The sequence below is a fragment of the Cellulosimicrobium sp. MI9406 genome, from assembly GCF_040595865.1.
Lineage (GTDB): Bacteria > Actinomycetota > Actinomycetes > Actinomycetales > Cellulomonadaceae > Cellulosimicrobium > Cellulosimicrobium funkei.
The window spans coordinates 549,394-566,386 of the sequence record NZ_JALIZI010000003.1 but is presented as its reverse complement, the minus strand read 5'-3'; the positions used below and the strand labels follow the sequence as shown (position 1 = coordinate 566,386).

At 74.5% G+C, this 16,993-nt stretch carries 13 protein-coding genes and 3 tRNA genes; 8 read left to right on the top strand and 8 right to left on the bottom strand.

The window, feature by feature from the left end:
- The first annotated feature begins 122 nt into the window (after positions 1-122).
- A complete protein-coding gene (locus MT994_RS08140; RefSeq protein WP_194522867.1) occupies positions 123-731 on the top strand; it encodes an ATP/GTP-binding protein in 609 nt (202 codons plus the stop codon).
- 100 nt (positions 732-831) lie between these two features.
- Positions 832-919 (top strand) — tRNA-Ser (locus MT994_RS08135).
- A gap of 9 nt (positions 920-928) precedes the next feature.
- Here MT994_RS08135 and MT994_RS08130 read toward each other — a convergent pair.
- Positions 929-2,743, bottom strand: a complete 1,815-nt coding sequence (locus tag MT994_RS08130; protein WP_354805839.1) for a GMC family oxidoreductase — start codon at positions 2,741-2,743, stop codon at positions 929-931.
- A gap of 96 nt (positions 2,744-2,839) precedes the next feature.
- Here MT994_RS08130 and MT994_RS08125 point away from each other — a divergent pair, with 96 nt between their 5' ends.
- A complete protein-coding gene (locus MT994_RS08125; protein WP_144681633.1) occupies positions 2,840-4,117 on the top strand; it encodes a threonine/serine exporter family protein in 1,278 nt (425 codons plus the stop codon).
- Between the two features lie 86 nt (positions 4,118-4,203).
- Positions 4,204-4,292 (top strand) — tRNA-Ser (locus MT994_RS08120).
- A gap of 179 nt (positions 4,293-4,471) precedes the next feature.
- On the opposite strand, the gene MT994_RS08115 is transcribed toward MT994_RS08120, so the two are convergent.
- Complete coding sequence (locus tag MT994_RS08115) at positions 4,472-5,845, bottom strand: hypothetical protein (protein WP_354805837.1); 1,374 nt, start codon at positions 5,843-5,845, stop codon at positions 4,472-4,474.
- Complete coding sequence (locus tag MT994_RS08110; protein ID WP_168946263.1) at positions 5,842-6,609, bottom strand: ABC transporter ATP-binding protein; 768 nt, start codon at positions 6,607-6,609, stop codon at positions 5,842-5,844. Before MT994_RS08110 ends, MT994_RS08115 begins: the two co-directional genes overlap by 4 nt.
- A gap of 230 nt (positions 6,610-6,839) precedes the next feature.
- Between MT994_RS08110 and MT994_RS08105 the strand changes: the two genes are divergently transcribed.
- The 3 genes from MT994_RS08105 (at position 6,840) to MT994_RS08095 (ending at position 8,695) form a co-directional block, all read left to right on the top strand.
- Positions 6,840-6,912, top strand: a tRNA-Arg gene (locus tag MT994_RS08105).
- A 117-nt stretch (positions 6,913-7,029) separates the two neighbouring features.
- Positions 7,030-7,632, top strand: a complete 603-nt coding sequence (locus MT994_RS08100; RefSeq protein WP_031316900.1) for a TetR/AcrR family transcriptional regulator — start codon at positions 7,030-7,032, stop codon at positions 7,630-7,632.
- Positions 7,633-7,768: 136 nt separating this feature from the next.
- Positions 7,769-8,695: an alpha/beta fold hydrolase gene (locus MT994_RS08095; protein ID WP_354805835.1), complete on the top strand. Its 927-nt coding sequence runs from the start codon at positions 7,769-7,771 to the stop codon at positions 8,693-8,695.
- Here MT994_RS08095 and MT994_RS08090 read toward each other — a convergent pair.
- Positions 8,670-9,137 (bottom strand): hypothetical protein, encoded by a 468-nt coding sequence (locus MT994_RS08090; protein WP_354805834.1) that lies wholly within the window; start codon positions 9,135-9,137, stop codon positions 8,670-8,672. The two genes, MT994_RS08095 and MT994_RS08090, sit on opposite strands and share 26 nt — an antisense overlap.
- A gap of 86 nt (positions 9,138-9,223) precedes the next feature.
- On the opposite strand from MT994_RS08090, the gene MT994_RS08085 reads away from it, so the two are divergent.
- Positions 9,224-9,847 (top strand): GyrI-like domain-containing protein, encoded by a 624-nt coding sequence (locus MT994_RS08085; RefSeq protein ID WP_354805833.1) that lies wholly within the window; start codon positions 9,224-9,226, stop codon positions 9,845-9,847.
- Between the two features lie 81 nt (positions 9,848-9,928).
- Here MT994_RS08085 and MT994_RS08080 read toward each other — a convergent pair whose 3' ends face one another.
- From MT994_RS08080 to MT994_RS08065, 4 genes are all read right to left on the bottom strand, one after another.
- Positions 9,929-10,642, bottom strand: a complete 714-nt coding sequence (locus tag MT994_RS08080; RefSeq protein WP_043657556.1) for an anaerobic ribonucleoside-triphosphate reductase activating protein — start codon at positions 10,640-10,642, stop codon at positions 9,929-9,931.
- Positions 10,643-10,900: 258 nt separating this feature from the next.
- Entirely contained in the window at positions 10,901-14,878 is a 3,978-nt protein-coding gene (locus MT994_RS08075) for a discoidin domain-containing protein (protein ID WP_354805832.1), read from the bottom strand.
- Between the two features lie 257 nt (positions 14,879-15,135).
- Positions 15,136-16,038 (bottom strand): carbohydrate ABC transporter permease, encoded by a 903-nt coding sequence (locus MT994_RS08070; protein ID WP_074805223.1) that lies wholly within the window; start codon positions 16,036-16,038, stop codon positions 15,136-15,138.
- Positions 16,035-16,937 (bottom strand): sugar ABC transporter permease, encoded by a 903-nt coding sequence (locus MT994_RS08065; RefSeq protein WP_354805831.1) that lies wholly within the window; start codon positions 16,935-16,937, stop codon positions 16,035-16,037. The genes MT994_RS08070 and MT994_RS08065 overlap by 4 nt, the downstream gene beginning before the upstream one ends.
- Between the last annotated feature and the right edge of the window lie 56 nt (positions 16,938-16,993).

Here is a 16,993-nt window from a genome sequence, read left to right as displayed (position 1 = left end):
CGCGCACCGCGCCGCAGCCCCTGGCCGCCCCGCAGCCCGTGGCGCCCGCTCAGCAGGCGCCCGCTCAGCCGGTCGCCCCGGTGCAGCAGGCGGCCCCCGCGCGTCCGGTCGCGGCAGCGCCCGTGGCCCCGCCCGCCGCGGCGGCGCAGCCCGGGGGTGCGCCGGCGTCCCGGACGGCGCCGACGGTCGTGAAGATCGTCGTCGCGGGCGGCTTCGCCGTCGGCAAGACGACGTTCATCGGCTCGATCTCGGACGTGGAGCCGCTCAACACCGAGGCCGCGATGACGGAGCACTCGGTGGGCGTCGACGACGCGGGCGGCGTGTCCGACCGCAAGACGACGACGACCGTCGCGATGGACTTCGGCCGCGTCTCGCTGCCGGGCAACCTGTGGCTCTACCTGTTCGGCACGCCGGGCCAAGATCGCTTCCTCTTCATGTGGGACGACCTGGTCCGCGGCGCGATCGGCGCCGTCGTGCTCGTCGACACCGACCGCCTGGAGCAGTGCTTCCCGGCGATCGACTACTTCGAGTCGCGCAACATCCCGTTCGTCGTGGGCGTCAACTGCTTCGACGGCGTGGCCAAGCACAAGCTCGAGGACGTCCGCGAGGCGCTGCAGATCCCGCCGCACGTGCCGATGCTCTACACGGACGCGCGCTCGCGCGCGGCGACGAAGCAGACGCTCATCGCGCTCGTCCAGCTCGCGATGCGCCAGCTCCGCGGCGCGGCCTGACCGCTCCCGCACCCCGCGCCACCGCACGACGGCGGGCCGCCCTCCACGGGTCGGCCCGCCGTCGTCGTGCACGGGCGGGGCGTGCCACAATGGCTCGCCGGGAGGGCTGACAGAGCGGCCTAATGTGACGGTCTTGAAAACCGTTGTGCGGCGACGCACCGGGGGTTCGAATCCCTCGCCCTCCGCCAGCCGTGCCGTCAGGCCGGGTCGGGAGCCGTGCTCCGTCCCGGCCTGACGCGCGCCGGGCGCAGTGCCGCCGGGGCGTGCGCCGGGACCAGCGGGTGCCGCGGTGCGACCGGGCCCAGCACCGCGTACGCAGCGCCGAGCGGCGGGCGCACGTCCTCCTCGCCCGCGTTGGGCCAGAGCGCGCAGGCCCGTTCCGCGAGCGCCGTGATCGTGAGCGACGGGTTCACCCCGAGGTTCGCGCTCACCGCGGACCCGTCCATGACGTGCAGGCCGGGCTGGCCGTGGACGCGGTGGTACGGGTCGATCACGCCAGTCCGCGGCGAGGTGCCGATCGCGCACCCGCCGAGGATGTGAGCCGTCATCGGGACGTCGAAGGGCTCGCCGACGGTCCCTCCCGGCATGCCACCCATGCGCCGGGCCATGCGCCGTGCGGTGTCGTTCCCGGCCGGGATCCAGGTCGGGTTGGGCGCGCCGTGCCCCTGGCGGGACGTGAGGACCTTGCGGCCGAGGAATCCGCGCCGCAGCGAGGTGGTGAGCGAGTTGTCGTGGCTCTGCATGACGAGCGCGATGATCGTCCGCGACGACCAGCCGCGCAGGTCGGCCATCGCCGGCAGGTCCCGACGTCGGCGCCACAGCTCGCGCAGCCAGGTGCGCCACCGGCTCGGACCGCCGTCCGTGAGGACCGTCTGGAGGAGCCCCATGGCGCCCGATCCCTTCCCGTACCGCACGGGCTCGACGTGGGTCCGGGCGTCCGGGTAGAACGAGGACGTGATCGCGACGCCGCGCGAGTAGTCGGGCGCGTCGGACCGCCGCCGGTGGTCGCGACGCCGGACCGTGGCGCCGAGCAGGGCCTCGGAGTTGGTGCGCGTGAGGTGTCCCAGCCGCTCGGAGATCCCCGGCAGGCGCCCCGAGTTCCGCATGGCGTGGAGGAGTCTCTGCGTGCCCAGCGCCCCCGCGGAGAGCACGACGTGCCGTGCCGTGTAGCGCCGCCGTCCTGCCCAGGGGCGCCCCGAGCGATGGGTGAGGACCTCGTGCACGACGCCGCCCGCGCCGTCGGGCACGGGCCGCACCTCGGTGACGGTCGTGAGCGGCACGACCTGGGCGCCGCCGCGCTCGGCGAGGTAGAGGTAGTTCTTCACGAGCGTGTTCTTCGCACCGACCCGGCACCCCGTCATGCACGCGCCGCACTCGGTGCAGCCGCGCCGCTCGGGCCCGGCCCCGCCGAAGTAGGGGTCGGGGGCGGTGACCCCCGGCTCCCGCGTCCCGCCTCGGCCGAAGAACACACCGACCGGCGCCTTGACGAAGGTGTCGCCCACCCCGGTCTCGCGGGCCACGTCCTCCAGGACGTCGTCCGCGGGGGTGCGCCCGGCGTAGGTGGTGACGCCGAGCATCCGGCGCGCCTGGTCGTACCAGGGCGCCAGCTCGGTCCGCCAGTCGGCGACGTCGGCCCAGGCGGGGTCCGTGAAGAAGTCGTCGAGCGGCTCGTACAGCGTGTTCGCGTACACGAGGCTGCCGCCGCCGACACCGGCGCCGGCGAGGACGAGCACGTCGCGGAGGCGGTGGATGCGCTGGATCCCGAAGCACCCGAGGGCGGGTGCCCACAGGAACGACCGGAGACGCCACGACGTGCGGGGGAGCTCCTCGTCGGTGAAGCGACGGCCCGCCTCGAGGACGCCGACGCGATAGCCCTTCTCGGTGAGGCGCAGGGCGGTGACGCTCCCGCCGAACCCCGAGCCGACCACCAGCACGTCGAAGTCGGTCGGGACGCGCGGGCCACCGCGCCCGGGTACGTCGGCGGGGGCGGTGTGGAGGACGTCGGCGGCCATGGGCAGACGGTACGTCACGACGGCGCGGGGCTCTGGCCGGGAGGTCCGGGACCTTCGGCGAGTGCCGGGCGCGGGACGGTACGGGATCATGGCGTCGTGACGCCTGAGCCCTCCCCGGCCGACGAAGCCGGTCTCGAGCCCGTCGACCTCATCCGCCGGTCGGGCACCGTGCTGCGGATCGGTCGGCTCGCGCTGTCCGCGGGCACCGGCAGCTACCGCGTGAAGTCGCACATGACGCGCGCGGCCCGGGCGCTGGGTCTGGACCGCATCGCGGCGCACGTGACGCTGACGGAGATCACCGCGACGTCGTACCGCGGGCCGATCTTCCGCACGGAGCTCACCGAGGTGCGCTCCATCGGGATCAACGCGGACCGGCTCGCGCAGCTCGAGCGCTTCTCGGCCACGCTGCCGGCGGGGGCCGACCTCGACGAGGTCGACGCCGAGCTCGACCGGATCGCGCGCCGACCGCCGCTCTACGGGGCGCTCCTCAACGCCCTGTGGGCGGGGATCGCGTGCGCCGCGTTCGCGTTCCTCAACCACGGTGGTCTCGTCGAGTGCGGCGCCGTGCTCGTCGCGGCGGCGCTGGGGCAGGGCGTCCGGCGCGCGATGCTGCACCGCGGCATCAACCAGTTCGGCGTGACGATGCTCGCGGCCGCGGTCGCGAGCGTCGCGTACCTGGGGCTCGTGCTGGGGCTCTCCGCGCTGGCCGGGGTCGAGGGCGGCCACGAGGCGGGGTACGTCTCGGCGGTGCTGTTCCTCGTGCCCGGGTTCGCGCTCGTGACGGGCGCGCTCGACCTCGCGAAGCTCGACTTCTCGGCGGGCGTCGCGCGCGTGACGTACGCGCTGATGATCCTCGCGTCCGCGGCGCTGGCGGTGTGGGGCGTCTCGGCTGCCGCGGGCCTCGCCCCGGACCCGGTGCCCGCACCGGTCCTCGCGGAGCCGCTGCTGTTCGGCCTGCGCGCGGTCGCGAGCTTCCTCGGGGTGCTCGGGTTCGCGCTGATGTTCAACAGCCCCTGGGCGATGGCGCTCGGGGCGGCCTCGATCGGCATGGTGGCGAACGTGGGGCGCCTGCTCCTCGTCGACGCCGACGTCGTCCCGCAGGCGGCCGCCGCGGCGGCGGCGCTGCTCGTGGGGCTGCTCGCGGCGACGGTGGCGCCCGCGCTGCGCGTCCCGCGCATCACGGTGTCCGTCCCGGCCGTGGTCATCATGGTCCCCGGCGTCACGGCGTACCGGGCGGTGTACGAGTTCAACACCGGCGCGACGGCGCAGGCCCTCGCCTACGCCGTCGAGGCGGGCCTGGTCATCGTCGCGCTCGCGATCGGGCTCGCCGTCGCGCGGATGCTCACCGACCGGGAGTGGACCTTCGAGCGGTAGGAGGGGACGCCGTCGGGCCGGCGGTTTGGTCTGGTGGCGACGCCCTTGTACCCTGGGCGACGCAGGCTCTCCGCAGAGTCCTGCGAGGAGACGTCGCATAGTCAGGTCTAGTGCGCCACCCTGCTAAGGTGGTAACGGGGCAACCCGTTCGAGGGTTCAAATCCCTCCGTCTCCGCTCAGGAAGGTCTCGGTGTGCACGCACCCGGGGCCTTTTCTGTTGCCCGGGATCGTGCGGCCTGCACCGCCCGACGCGCGGGCGGGGCGGCCGGGCTCGTGGCCGAGCCCCTGCCGCCCCGGCGCCGTCACCGGCCCTGCGTGACGCCCCGGCGTCGGCCCTGCGCCGTGGGCCGTGCCCTACGCCGTACCGGTCGTCGCGAGCGCCGACCGCACGACGAACCGCGACGCGCCCGCCCCGGCGAGCACGAGCGCGGACGCCCCCAGGACGCACAGCAGGAACTGCAGGGCGACGCTCGCGTTCGTGAAGGCGTTGATGCCGAGGACGGGCACCATGAACAGCAGCACCGCCACGGTCGAGACGCCCACGCTCACGACGAGCGGCACGAGCGTCTCGCGGAAGCGCGCCCGGTCGAGCGTCCGCAGGTCGGTGCCCGCGAGGACGAGCGTGCGGTACTCGCCGCGCTGGTCGATGACCCGGCCCGCCTGCATGACACCCGTCGAGACGGCGGCCAGGACGCCCGCGATGGCGAGGGTGAGGAAGCCTCCCGTCTTGATGTCGACGAGGAACTGGGCCTCCGCCGGGTCGGACGCCATGCCCGGGTCGAAGAGCGCGAAGATGCTCGCGAGGCCCGCGATGAACGTCGCGAGCGCGACCCCGCCCACGGACCGCCACGCGGTCTTCGGGTTGTCCACGATCCGCCGCCCGGCGAGCAGCGTGGGCACGCGGCGCGCGGAGCCGGCGGTGATCCTGCCGACGACCCAGATGACGAACGGCCCGACGAGGTTGAGCGTCGCGAAGCCGATCAGCAGGATGACGACGACGACGGTGATCCCCACCGCGGCCGAGCCGAACGACAGGTTGGTCGCGACGATCATCGCGACGGCCGCGAGCCCGGTCGCGAGCAGGCGCACCGCCTTGAGGCCCGGGGGAGTGACGCGCGCGGCGACGCCGAGCGGCGTGATCGCGACGCGCCGGAGGCTGACGAGCGCGGACACGAGCGCGACCGCGACCACGAGGACGACGGCGCCCAGCAGGGCGGGCACGCCGACCCACAGCTCGGCGACGTCGAACGTGCGGCCCTGGAAGCGCAGCTGCGCGACGAGCGGCAGGAGGGCGCCGTAGCCGACCAGGCCGACGAGCGCGCCCGTGACGGCCTGGGCGGCGGCGTCGAGCACCGTGAGAGACGTGACCTGGCCGGTCGTCGCGCCCGCGAGCCGGAGCGCCGCGAGGCGCGCGTCGCGGCGCGCGACGGCGAGCCGCGCGGCCGCCCCGCCGAGCGTCACGAGCGGGATGAGCAGCAGGAGCGAGGCGATGCCCGCGAAGATCGGGTACTGCGTGTCGTACGACGTCACGGCCGCGTCCACGCCCTCCTGCATGCCCTCGATCCCGCCCGCGCGGCCGAGGAACGCCCCGAACCCGCCCACGACGACGAGCAGGATCGCGGTGGTCGTGGCGAACGCGATGACGGCGAGCACGTTGGTCAGGCCCTGCGGGTCGCGCTCGTCGGCGCTGCGGCGGCGCAGGAGCCACCAGAGGTCGACGGTCCTCATCGGGCGTTCTCCTGACCGGGGACGGCCGGGGCGGCCACGTCGTGGCCGGGCGCGAAGAACTCGCCGGAGATGACCCCGTCGCGCATCGTCACCGTGCGCGAGCAGTGCCGCGCGACGCCGGCGTCGTGCGTCACGACGACGAGCGCGGCACCCGAGTCGCGGGTCGCGCGCGTCAGGACGTCGAGCACCTCGGCGCCGGTCGACTGGTCGAGGGCGCCCGTCGGCTCGTCGGCGAACACGACGCCCGGCGACCCGACGAGGGCACGCGCGATCGCGACGCGCTGCGCCTGCCCGCCGGAGAGCTCGCCCGGCCGGCGCTGCTCCATCCCGGCGAGGCCGAGGTGGGCGAGCCAGCGGGCGGCGACCGCGGTGGCCTCCGCGCGGGCCGTGCCGGCGAGCATGAGCGGCAGCGCCGCGTTCTCGACGGCGGGCAGCTCGGGCAGGAGCTGGCCCGACTGGAAGACGAAGCCGAAGTCCTGGCGGCGCAGGATCGTGCGCCGCGCCTCCGAGAGCGTCGCGACGTCCTCGCCGCGCCACGACACCGAGCCGGACGTCGGCGTGATGATGCCCGCGAGGCAGTGCAGGAGCGTCGTCTTGCCGGACCCGGACGGGCCCATGATCGCGAGCGACTCCCCGGGGCGGACCGTGAGGCTCACCCCCGCGAGGGCGTGCGTCGCGGTCTGCGCGGAGCCGTAGACCTTGGTGAGCGCGCTCGCGACGAGGGGCGAGCCGCCGGGGACGGGAGTGGGGCCGGTGAACGTCATGCGTCGATCGTCCGCCGGGGAGCGGTGCCGCCGCGTCGGGCTGGGGACGGGACGTCGCCCGGCCCGGGTCCGACCGTGGGGGGACCGTGCGGCGTCGTTCGTGCGGCGACGGTCGGACGGCGTGGCGTCCGTCACGCCGCGGCCTCCGGGCCCGGATCCGGTTTGGGATCAGGGCGAGGACGCGGTAGTGTTCTCGACGGCCGGTGAGCGATCAACGGCCAGCACGACCAGCGCCCGTAGCTCAACGGATAGAGCATCTGACTACGGATCAGAAGGTTGGGGGTTCGAATCCCTCCGGGCGCACAGCGGAACGGCCCCACCCGACGGGTGGGGCCGTTCGTCGTTTCCCGCGCGTCTCGTGACCCCGCGTCCGGGCGACCGGCCCTCCCGGTTTCCGCACGATCGTGCTACGTTCGCCGGGTGACGAAGGGCGACGACACGCGGCAGGCGATCCTGCACCGCGGCGTGGAGGCCGCGTACCGCGTCGGCCTGGCGGGCCTGACGATCGGTGAGCTCGCGCGTGCCACGGGCATGTCGAAGAGCGGGCTCTACGCCCACTTCCGCTCCAAGGAGTCGCTCCAGCTCGCGGTGCTCGACCAGGCGCGCGCGGAGTTCGTCGACACGGTCGTGGCGCCCGCGCTGCGCACGCCCCGCGGCGAGCGGCGACTGCGCGAGCTGTTCGAGCGCTGGCTCGTGTGCGACCTGCGGCAGCAGCCCGGCGGCTGCCTGTTCGTCAAGGCGGCGACCGAGCTCGCCGCCCAGGAGGGGCCGGTCCGCGACCAGCTCGTGCGCGACCACCAGGACCTGTACGACGCCGTCGCGCAGGTCTACCGGACGTGCGTCGCCGAGAGCGGCTTCCGCGACGACGTGGATCCTCAGCAGTTCGCGTCGGAGCTGTACGGGGTGATGCTCGCGCTGCACCACGCGCACGTCTTCATGGCCGACCCGCTGGCCGAGGACCGGGCGCGTCGCGCGTTCGAGGCGCTCCTCGACGGGTCGCGCGCACCGGTGCCGGTCGCCTGAGCGCCTGCCCCGCACCCGACCCACCCCGACGGAGAGGATCCTCGTGACCACCTCGCAAGCCGAGAAAAGCACGACCGTTCGCCTGGAACGACGGCGCGCTGCGCGCCGTCGGAAGGCTGCGGCTCGACTCGCGCTCGTGCGCGCTCGGTTCGCGGTGCTCCAGACGGTGTCGCCCCGGCGGGCCGCCCGGCTCGCCCTCGACCTGTGGTGCACCCCGCCCGACGGCGCGGGTCGTCGCCGCGACGACCGCGCCGTCTCCGGTGCGCTGAGCACCGTGACGACGTCGTCCGGCGCGCGGGTCGTCGTCGAGACGTGGGACCCGCACGCCTCCGCGGACGACGCGCCCGACGGGACCGCGGGACACGGGGCGGGGGCCGGCGTCGTCTACCTCGCGCACGGGTGGGGCGGGCGGCGCGGCCAGCTCGGCGCGTTCGTCGAGCCACTGCGCGCGGCGGGCCACCGCGTCGTCGCGTTCGACGCGCCGAGCCACGGGGACTCCGGGCCCGGCCGCCTCGGGCCGCGGCGCAGCACGATGCCCGAGCTCGCGGACGCCCTCGCCGCGGTGGTGCGCGAGCACGGGGAGGCGACGGCCGTCGTCGCGCACTCGCTCGGTACAGCGACGACCGTGCTCGCGGTGCGCGACGGCCTGCCCGCGGGGCGCCTCGTGCTCGTCGCGGCGATCGCCGACGTCCTCGGGCAGCTCGACGGGTTCGCCGACCTGCTGGGCCTGTCGCGCCCGACGCGCGAGCTCCTCCGGAGCCGGCTCTCCGACCTGGCCGGGCGCCCGCTGCCCGAGCTCGACGTGCGCGAGACGCTGCGCACCCACCCGGTGCCGCCGGCGCTCGTCGTGCACGACCGCGCCGACAAGGAGGTCCCGTACCCCGTGGGTGCCGCGCTCGCGGCGGCCTGGCCCGAGGGCGAGCTGCTCACGACCGACGGGCTCGGGCACCACCGGCTGCTGCGCGACCCCGAGGTCGTGCGGGCGGTCGTCGACTACGTGACCCCGCCTGCCGCGCGGCCCGACCCGGAGCCCGTCGTCAGGCCGGCGGCCGGTAGCCGGTGACCTGCGTGAGCGCCCGTGCCCGGTTCGAGCGCGCGAGCATCACGCAGCCCGGCACGAACGCCCCGAGCAGGAGCGGCCCGACGACGAGCATCGCGGCCCACATCATCAGGGCGAGGTAACCGGCGGCCGAGTTGTTCGACGGGTCGCTGTCCGCGTAGGCGAGCAGGCCGATGCTCAGCGCGCCCGCGGCGACCATGAGGACGACCGGCACCCAGATGAGCACCCAGGCGGTGCGTCGGTACCTCGGTGTGAAGGCGGACGCCGGCGGCGGGGGCGTCGGTGCGTACCGCGGCGGCGGGTACCCGGGACGCGGCGGGTAGGTGGGCTGCGGGGGATTGGCGGGCTGCGGCGGGTGCGCGCGGTACGGCGGGCCCGGCGAGAAGCCGCCGTACGGGGAACCGCGCCGCGGGTCGTGCGGGGGGTGGGGCGGCGGGGAGGTCATCCCTCCTGGATACCAGCCGGACGAGGATCGTGCGCGGACGTCCGGCGGCGTGCTCGGGTGTCGGGGGACCCCGGTAGCGTCGGACCATGCCGTCGGACAAGGTCGACCTCAAGGCGTTCCACCGCGAGCTCTACGCGCCGCCCCGCGGCCGGTTCGTCGAGGTCGACGTGCCGACCCTGGCCTACCTCGCCGTCGACGGCGAGGGCGATCCCAACACGGCGCCGGCCTACGCGCAGGCGGTCGAAGCGCTGTTCTCGCTGTCCTACGCCGTGAAGTTTGCGAGCAAGCGGGCGGGGCGGGACTACGTCGTCGGGCCGCTCGAGGGGCTGTGGACGGCCGACGACCCGGGCACGTTCGTGCGCCGCGAGAAGGGCGCGTGGCGGTGGACCCTCCTCGTCCTCCAGCCCGACTGGGTGGACGAGGACACGGTGGTCGCCGCCACGGAGACGCTCCGGGCGAAGAAGGAGCCCCCGGTCGCGCTCGACCTCGTGCGCCGCACGAGCCTCACGGAGGGGCGGTCGGTGCAGACGCTGCACGTCGGCCCGTACGACGACGAAGGACCGGTGCTCGCCGAGCTGCACGACGTCTACCTGCCCGAGCACGGGCTCACGTTCGCCGGGCCCCACCACGAGATCTACCTGAGCGACGTCCGGCGCACCGACCCCGCGAGGCTGCGCACCGTGCTCCGCCAGCCGGTCCGCCCGGTCTGACGGGCGGGCCCGCGCGGCGCCGGCACGCCCGATCGAGCCGTCGGGTGCGAGGGGCCGAGCCCGCGCACCCGCGGCGCGACGTCAGGCGGCGACCCGCCGCCGCGCCCAGGCGAGGTCGGTCGCGTCGAGCACGTCGGTGAGGCGACGGCCCGCGAGGCCGCGCGCCCAGGCGGGGGACGCGCCGTCGGGCACGGCCTCCTGGAGCACCCACTCGCGCACGCCGAGGCGGCGCAGGTGCGTGCCGAGCGCGAGGAGCTCGGTGCGCGAGTGCACGCTCGGGTCGACGGTCGTGCGCACCTCGTGGTCGACGCCCGAGCGCAGGATCACGGCCAGCGCCTCGAACGCGCGCCGACCCGACGGGATCGTGCCCGTCACGACGGGGTAGCGGGACGGCAGGTGCTTGATGTCGAGGCCGACCCAGTCGACGAACGGCAGCAGCCGGGCGAGCCGCGCCGGCCACGGGCCGGCCGTGTGGAGCCCGACGTCGAGGCCGAGGCCCCGCACGTCGTCGATCGCGCCGAGCAGCCCGGGGTGCAGGGTCGGCTCGCCACCCGAGAACACGACGCCGTCGAGCAGGCGACGGCGCGGCGCGAGGAACGCGACGACCTCGGACCAGGGGACCGTGTCCTGCGGCGGCGGGCCGCCGAGCGCGGCGACCGCGCACAGCCCCGGGTGGTGGCAGTAGCCGCAGCGCCACGGGCAGCCCTGGGTGAGGACGGTGGCGACCCGTCGGCCGGGCCAGTCCGTGACGGACAGCCGGTCCAGTCCGGCGACCACGAGGCCGGGGCGGGTCATCGGCGGCTCCTTCGGACCACGACGGCCCGGCGGTCCGGACCTCCCGGCGGCGGTGCCGTCAGGACCTCGAACGTATCCTCGCGAGGCCCTGCACCGGACCGGCCGAAGGTCCCGACCTGGCGGGCCCGATCCAGGCCCGATCCGGGCCCGACCCGGGCCCGACGCAGGCCCACGCGGGACGCGGGCGCCGGACACGACGGACCCGGGGCCGCGCGCCCCGGGCGGGCGCACGACCCCGGGTCCGGGGGACCGGGACGGTCAGCCGCAGGTCGGCTGGCCGTGCTCCGGTGTCGCGACGGTCTCGCGCTCGTCGGCGTCGTCGGACGGCGCGGCCGTCGCGGTCACGGGGCCGGTCGTGGCCCCGCGGACGGCGAACGACTGGTACGCGTTCTTCCCCGGGCTGACCGCAGGGAAGCTCTTCGTGCCCCACGGGGTGGCGACGTCGACGTCGAGCGGGACGTCGTCGTCGTTCACGACGCGCACCGCCACGTACGCCTTGCCCGCGAGGCACCGCACCTCGGCCGTCGCCGTCACGGCGACCCCGGGGTGCACCGCCGGGTCTGCGGCGCCGGGCGCGAGCACGCGCAGCGCCGTGAGCCCCGGGTCGCCGTCGCGCCACGACGTGCTCAGCGCGACGTACCGGGCCGTGCGGTCCACGGCGAGCGCGCCGCGCGCGTCACCGGCGCCGAGCGTGCCGACGTCGGTGAACGTCAGGCCGTCGTCGCTCACCGAGACGACCGACTCCGGCGCCCCGCCGCGCTCCCACGCGGCGACGACGGTACCGATCTCGCGCGGCGCGCCCAGGTCGGTGACCATGCGGCCGTCCGGCCCGGGGACCCACGCCGTCGCGGCGTCGCCGTCGACGGCGAGCGACGGCGACGTCATGCCCTCGGGCAGCACGGACGCGGGGAACGTGAGGGTGCTCAGCGCGCGGTCCGCGACGGGGAACGGCGTCGCGTCCCGGAGGGTGACCCGCGTGCCCGACGGCGTCGCCCCGACCGTGCGCGTCGCGCCCGTCTCGGCGTGGCGCAGCTCGACCGGCGACCCGTCGCCGGTGACTCGGAACGAGCGCGCGTCGTCGACGGCGACCGTCACCCCCGCGGGAGCCTGCCCGGCCGGCGTGGCGACCGTCGCGCGCGGCGCGAGGACGACGGCGTCGCCCGCGGGGACGGTGACCGCGAGCGTCGAGGCGTCCGCCCCGACGGTCTGGGTGCCGGCGTAGACCGGGACGGCCCCGCCGTCGTGCGGGACGGTGAGGGTCGTCGCGACGTCGGCGCCCGTGAGGTTGAACGCGACGACGTACCCGTCGACGGCGCTCACGAGCACCGCGGGGTCCTCGGACGTCGGTACGCGGGCGCCCGCCTGCGCGGCGGTCGCCGCGGCGTCGCCCGGGACCATCTCGACGAGCCGGGGCCCGGTCGCGCCGTCGGTGAGCCGCACGACGTGCCGCGTGTCGGTCGCGCGCGAGACGGTCACGGGGGCGTCCGAGCCGCGCACGACGAACCCGGCCTCGCCCTCGACGTTGAGCCAGTCGCCCTCGCTGCGCAGCACCTGGTCGCCCGTGTACCGGAACGACGCGGCGTCGTGCCACGTCTGCCCGTCGAGCGACGTCTGGACGCGGTACTCCTGGCCCGCGGCGACCTCCCAGCCGAGCTGGACCTGGCTCACCGCGGTGGGCGCGCCGAGGTCGACCTGGACCCACGAGTCGGGCTTCGTGCGGTCCGCGACCGCGACCGCCCAGCGCGTCGTGGCGGAGCCGTCGGTGACGGCGCTCGCGGGGTTGGACCCGTTGGCGCTCGACGCGGTGGCCGGCTTGCCCGCGGCGACGTCCGTCCCCGTGGGCGAGAAGGCGCGCAGGTGGTAGAGCGAGTAGCCGTAGGCCGCGTCGCCGCGCACGCCCTGCATGCGGACGTAGCGCGTGGTGACCGGCGCGGGCTCGTCCGCGCCCTCCGGGGTGAGGTCGACGGTGTCGAGGCGCGCGACGTTCACGTCCGCCGGGGCCTTGCCGTACGCGGTCGCGGTGGTCCACGTCTGGCCGTCGGTCGACGTCTGGACGAGGTACCGCGCGCCCGCGCTCGCCTCCCACGCGAACCGCACTCCGCCCACGGTGGTCTCCTCGCCGAGGTCGACCTGGATCCACGAGTCGGGACGCGTGCGCTCGCCGACCGCGACGGCCCAGCGGGTCGACGGGTTGCCGTCGGTCACGCGCGCCGCGGTGCGGCCGCCCGCCGTGTCCTGGCTGGACGCTGTCGCGACCTTCCCGGCGGCGAGGTCGGTCGTCGACCGCTCGTCGCCGTAGGCGTGGAACGCGAACATCGAGTAGCCGTACTGCGGGTGGCCCTGCTGCCCGAGGAGCCGGACGTACCGCGCCGTGACGGGCGCGAACGACAGGTCGTCGACGCGCGCGGCCTTCGCGTCCGCGGGGTCGGCCGGACGCGTCACGGGGAGCGTCGCGGTGGTCTCGCCCTCGGCGGTCGTGTAGGTGCGCGACCCGTCGAGGCCCGAGTAGCCGTTCATGGCGAGGTTGCGGACCGAGAGGCTGGCGTCCTCCGTGCCCGCCCCGGTCGACGCGTAGACGGCCGCGCCGGTCGGGAGCGTGGCCTGGCCCGCGTACCCGCCGCCGACCCGGAACACCGACGACGTGCCCTCGAAGCCGTCGCGCGGGCCGGTGTACGTCGTCACGTGCCGCTCGTCGACCGTGGCACCGGTCGTGGGGTAGAGGAACGGGGTCGAGCCGGAGACGTGGAACAGCCACGAGTCGTGCGCGGGGACCCAGGGGAACTTGACGAACCCCTTGCGGCTCGACGCCGCGGCCCACGCGTCCGCCGTCTGCTGGACGGTCAGGCCCGGCCCGGCGCCGAAGTCGCGCACGCCGGCGAGTCGCTCGAAGAACTCGTCCTGCGGCGTCGGCTCGACGGGGCCCTCGGGCGACTCGGCGGCCTCGACGTGCAGGAGGTAGGAGATCGCGATCTCCGCGCGCGCCTCGGGCTCGTACTTGGGCTCGCCCGAGAACTTCGCGAGCCGGTACACCGGCGCGTACGACTGGTAGTCCTCGAGCGCGGCGGCGAGGTTCGCCTCGGCGCGCGCGGCGTCGGGGTCGCGCAGGACCTGGCCGAGGAACGCCATGGGGATGGCGTCGCGGCCGTAGAGGAACTCGCGGTCGGCGACCATGGGCATGAACGGCTCGCCCGCGTCGGACATGACGAGCTTGATGGACTCCCACAGCTCCGCTGAGTTGGGCTGGTGCGTGAGGATCTCCGGCAGCGGCTCGTCGCGCAGGAGGAAGTGGATCGCGTTGCGCCCACCGGACCGCCAGATGTCGGACTGGTAGTGCGGGCCGAACGACCCGTGGTTCTCCACGAGGTACGTGTCGTGGATGGTCTGCATGGTGTTCGTCGACACGGGCTTGCCCGCCACGACGGCCGGGTTGTTCCGGTCGGCCGTCGGCTGTCCCGCCGCGTTGCGGCCCCAGTCGCCGAGCTGCTCGGCCCAGCGCGCGGCGTCGGGGTCGTCTGGCGCCCACGCGAGGCCGGGCGCGAGGGCCTGCGTGTAGACGCCGACCTCCTCCTGCGCGGTGTCGCCCTCGTGCTTGCCCGTCGGCCAGTCGGCGGTCCACGAACCGGAGAGCGGGTCCTTGCCGAAGTCGAGGTCGGCCGTGTACTTCGACTGGCCCGTCGCGATCGTCGTGAGGTTGGCCTGCGTCGTGGCATCGAGCTCGTCCCACAGCAGCGTCCCGGCCGCGAGGAAGTACGACTGGAACGTCGAGTCCCAGAACAGCTTCTTGCCCCACGTGCCCGCGGGGTCGACGAACCGGTTCGTCGCCGCGTAGTGCCGGATCGTCGCGAGCGTGCGGGCGCGCAGCGTCTCCTCCGAGACGCCCGCGAGCTCGGCGTCGTACTCGCCGTGGGTCAGGAGCACGGCGTTGCCCAGCACGACGGCGAAGTTGAAGTCCTTGAGCTGGTACACCCCGGCGGACTCGTCCCAGACGGTCTCGACCCAGCGGGTGTGCCGCAGCAGGGCGCCGTAGTAGTCGGCGGCGGTCGCGTCGGGGGCGCCGTACGCGGGCGTGGCATCGGCCGTGGTCGACGCCGGGGCCGCGGGCGGGGCGGCCGGCGCGCCCTGGGCGGTCCCGGGGGCCAGGAGGAGGGAGCCGGCCGTCGCGAGGGCGAGGACGGCGGTCGTGGTGCGGCGCCGCGCGCGGCGCGCGGCCGGGGGCCGGGCGGGTGATCGGGTCATGGTGGGGGTCTCTCGTCGTCGTCGTCGGGAGCGGGTCCGCCGTGGACGGCGGTGCGGCGCGGGGTGCGGGTGCGGGTGCGGGGGTGCAGAGCGCCGGTGCCCGCCATCCTGACAGCGCTGTCTGACAGAGTCCAGAGGTTCGGCGAAACTGCCGCGGGTGAAGCCGGGGGGCGGGGACGCACGGAGGCCCGTCGGGGAGCGTGGTGGTGACCATGCTCCCCGACGGGCCCCGGGACCGCGGTGGGCGGTCGGTCGGGTCAGCCCTTGACCGAACCGGACATCAACCCTCCGACGAAGTACTTGCCGAGGACGATGTACACGAGCAGCGTCGGGAGCGACGCGAAGAGCGCGCCGGCCATCGAGACCCCGTAGTTCTGCAGCAGCGCGCCGTTCGCGAGGTTGTTCAGCGCGAGCGTCACGGGGCCGTTCTGGCTGGAGGAGAAGAACACCGCGAAGAGGAAGTCGTTCCACGCGGACGTGAACTGCCAGATGAGCACGACCACGAAGCTCGGGATCGAGATCGGCAGGATGATCGACCAGTAGGTGCGCAGCATCCCCGCGCCGTCGACGCGTGCGGCCTCGACGAGCTCGTGCGGCACGGTCATGTAGTAGTTGCGGAAGATGAGCGTCGTGATGGGGATGCCGTAGATGACGTGCAGCAGGATCAGCGACGGCACGCCGCTCGGGATGCCCAGGCCCAGCACGAGCTGGTTGAGCGGGATCATCACGGCCTGGTACGGGATGAACATCCCGAAGAGGATGAGCGTGAAGACGATGTTCGCGCCCTTGAACGACCAGCGGGAGAGCACGAACCCGTTGAGCGACCCGAGGAAGGCCGCGATGATCGCGGACGGCACGACCATCTGCACCGTGCGCCAGATGGCGGGGGACAGCGCGGTCCACGCCGTCTGCCAGTTCTCCGTCGTCCACGTCTGCGGGAGCGACCACGCGCGCGCCGGCGACGCGTCGCCCGCGCCCTTGAAGCTCGTCACGAAGAGCACGTAGACGGGGATGAGGACGATGACGAGGAACAGCACGAGCGCCGCGTACTTGAGCGTGCGGCCGACCGAGAAGCGTTCGCGCGGCGTGCGGCGCGCGGGCCGGCGCGGCGTGCCGACGACGTCGGGGGCGGGGACGGCCGGCGTCGAGGTGGTCGTCATCGCTTCTCCTGACGGTTGGTGCGGATCAGGTAAGGCACGATGACGACGGCCACGATGATCAGCAGGATCGAGCCGACGGCTGCCGCGTTGGCGTAGTCGAAGCTCGACTTGAAGACGTACATGTCGACGGCCGGAACCTTGGTCTGGTAGTTCGCGGGCTTCGAGATCGACATGATGAGGTCGAACGCCTTGAGCGACATGTGCCCGATGATGATGAGCGCCGAGAGCGCGATGGGCGAGAGCTGCGGGAACAGCACGTGGCGGTAGAGCTTCCACTCGCTCGCGCCGTCCATGCGGGCGGCCTCGCGCAGCTCGTCGGGGATGCCGCGGAACCCGGCGAGGAACAGCGCCATGACGTACCCGGAGAGCTGCCAGATCGCGGGGATCGCGATGGCCGTGATGCCCCACGTGACGTTGTTCCACCAGTTGTTCTGCAGGAAGTCGAGCCCGACGATCTGGAACAGCCGGTTGAGGCCGCTCGCCTGCTCGCCCTGGTTCGAGTTGAGCAGCCAGCGCCACACGACACCGGACGCGACGAACGACACGGCCATGGGGAACAGGTAGACGGAACGGAAGATCCCCTCGCCCTTGACGGGCTTGTCGAGCATCCACGCCCACAGGAACCCCATGAGCATCGTGCCGGCGAGGAAGACCACCGTGTAGAGCACGAGGTTCTTCAGCGAGTGCTGGAACGCCTCGCTGCCGAGGAGGGCCGTGTAGTTCTCGAACCACACGACGACCGACGGGGTCTGGCCCGTGGCCTGTGCCGCGGTGTGGTTGTCCGTGATCGACGTCCTGAAGTTCGCGCCGATCAGGCCGTAGACGAACACGCCGACGAGGATCAGCGAGGGCGCGAGCAGCAGCAGCGCTGGGCCGGCGCGTCGCAGTGACTTGAGCATGGTGGGTCTTCCCGGTCGTGGGGGCGTGGGCCGCGGCGCGGGGGAGCGCCGGCGTC

Coding starts and splice junctions, on each gene's coding strand:
- MT994_RS08130 (WP_354805839.1), bottom strand. CDS start 2,743: ATGGCCGCCGACGTCCTCCACACCGCCCCCGCCGACGTACCCGGGCGC.
- MT994_RS08065 (WP_354805831.1), bottom strand. CDS start 16,937: ATGCTCAAGTCACTGCGACGCGCCGGCCCAGCGCTGCTGCTGCTCGCG.
- MT994_RS08115 (WP_354805837.1), bottom strand. CDS start 5,845: ATGAGGACCGTCGACCTCTGGTGGCTCCTGCGCCGCCGCAGCGCCGAC.
- MT994_RS08110 (WP_168946263.1), bottom strand. CDS start 6,609: ATGACGTTCACCGGCCCCACTCCCGTCCCCGGCGGCTCGCCCCTCGTC.
- MT994_RS08090 (WP_354805834.1), bottom strand. CDS start 9,137: ATGACCTCCCCGCCGCCCCACCCCCCGCACGACCCGCGGCGCGGTTCC.
- MT994_RS08070 (WP_074805223.1), bottom strand. CDS start 16,038: ATGACGACCACCTCGACGCCGGCCGTCCCCGCCCCCGACGTCGTCGGC.
- MT994_RS08080 (WP_043657556.1), bottom strand. CDS start 10,642: ATGACCCGCCCCGGCCTCGTGGTCGCCGGACTGGACCGGCTGTCCGTC.
- MT994_RS08085 (WP_354805833.1), top strand. CDS start 9,224: ATGCCGTCGGACAAGGTCGACCTCAAGGCGTTCCACCGCGAGCTCTAC.
- MT994_RS08075 (WP_354805832.1), bottom strand. CDS start 14,878: ATGACCCGATCACCCGCCCGGCCCCCGGCCGCGCGCCGCGCGCGGCGC.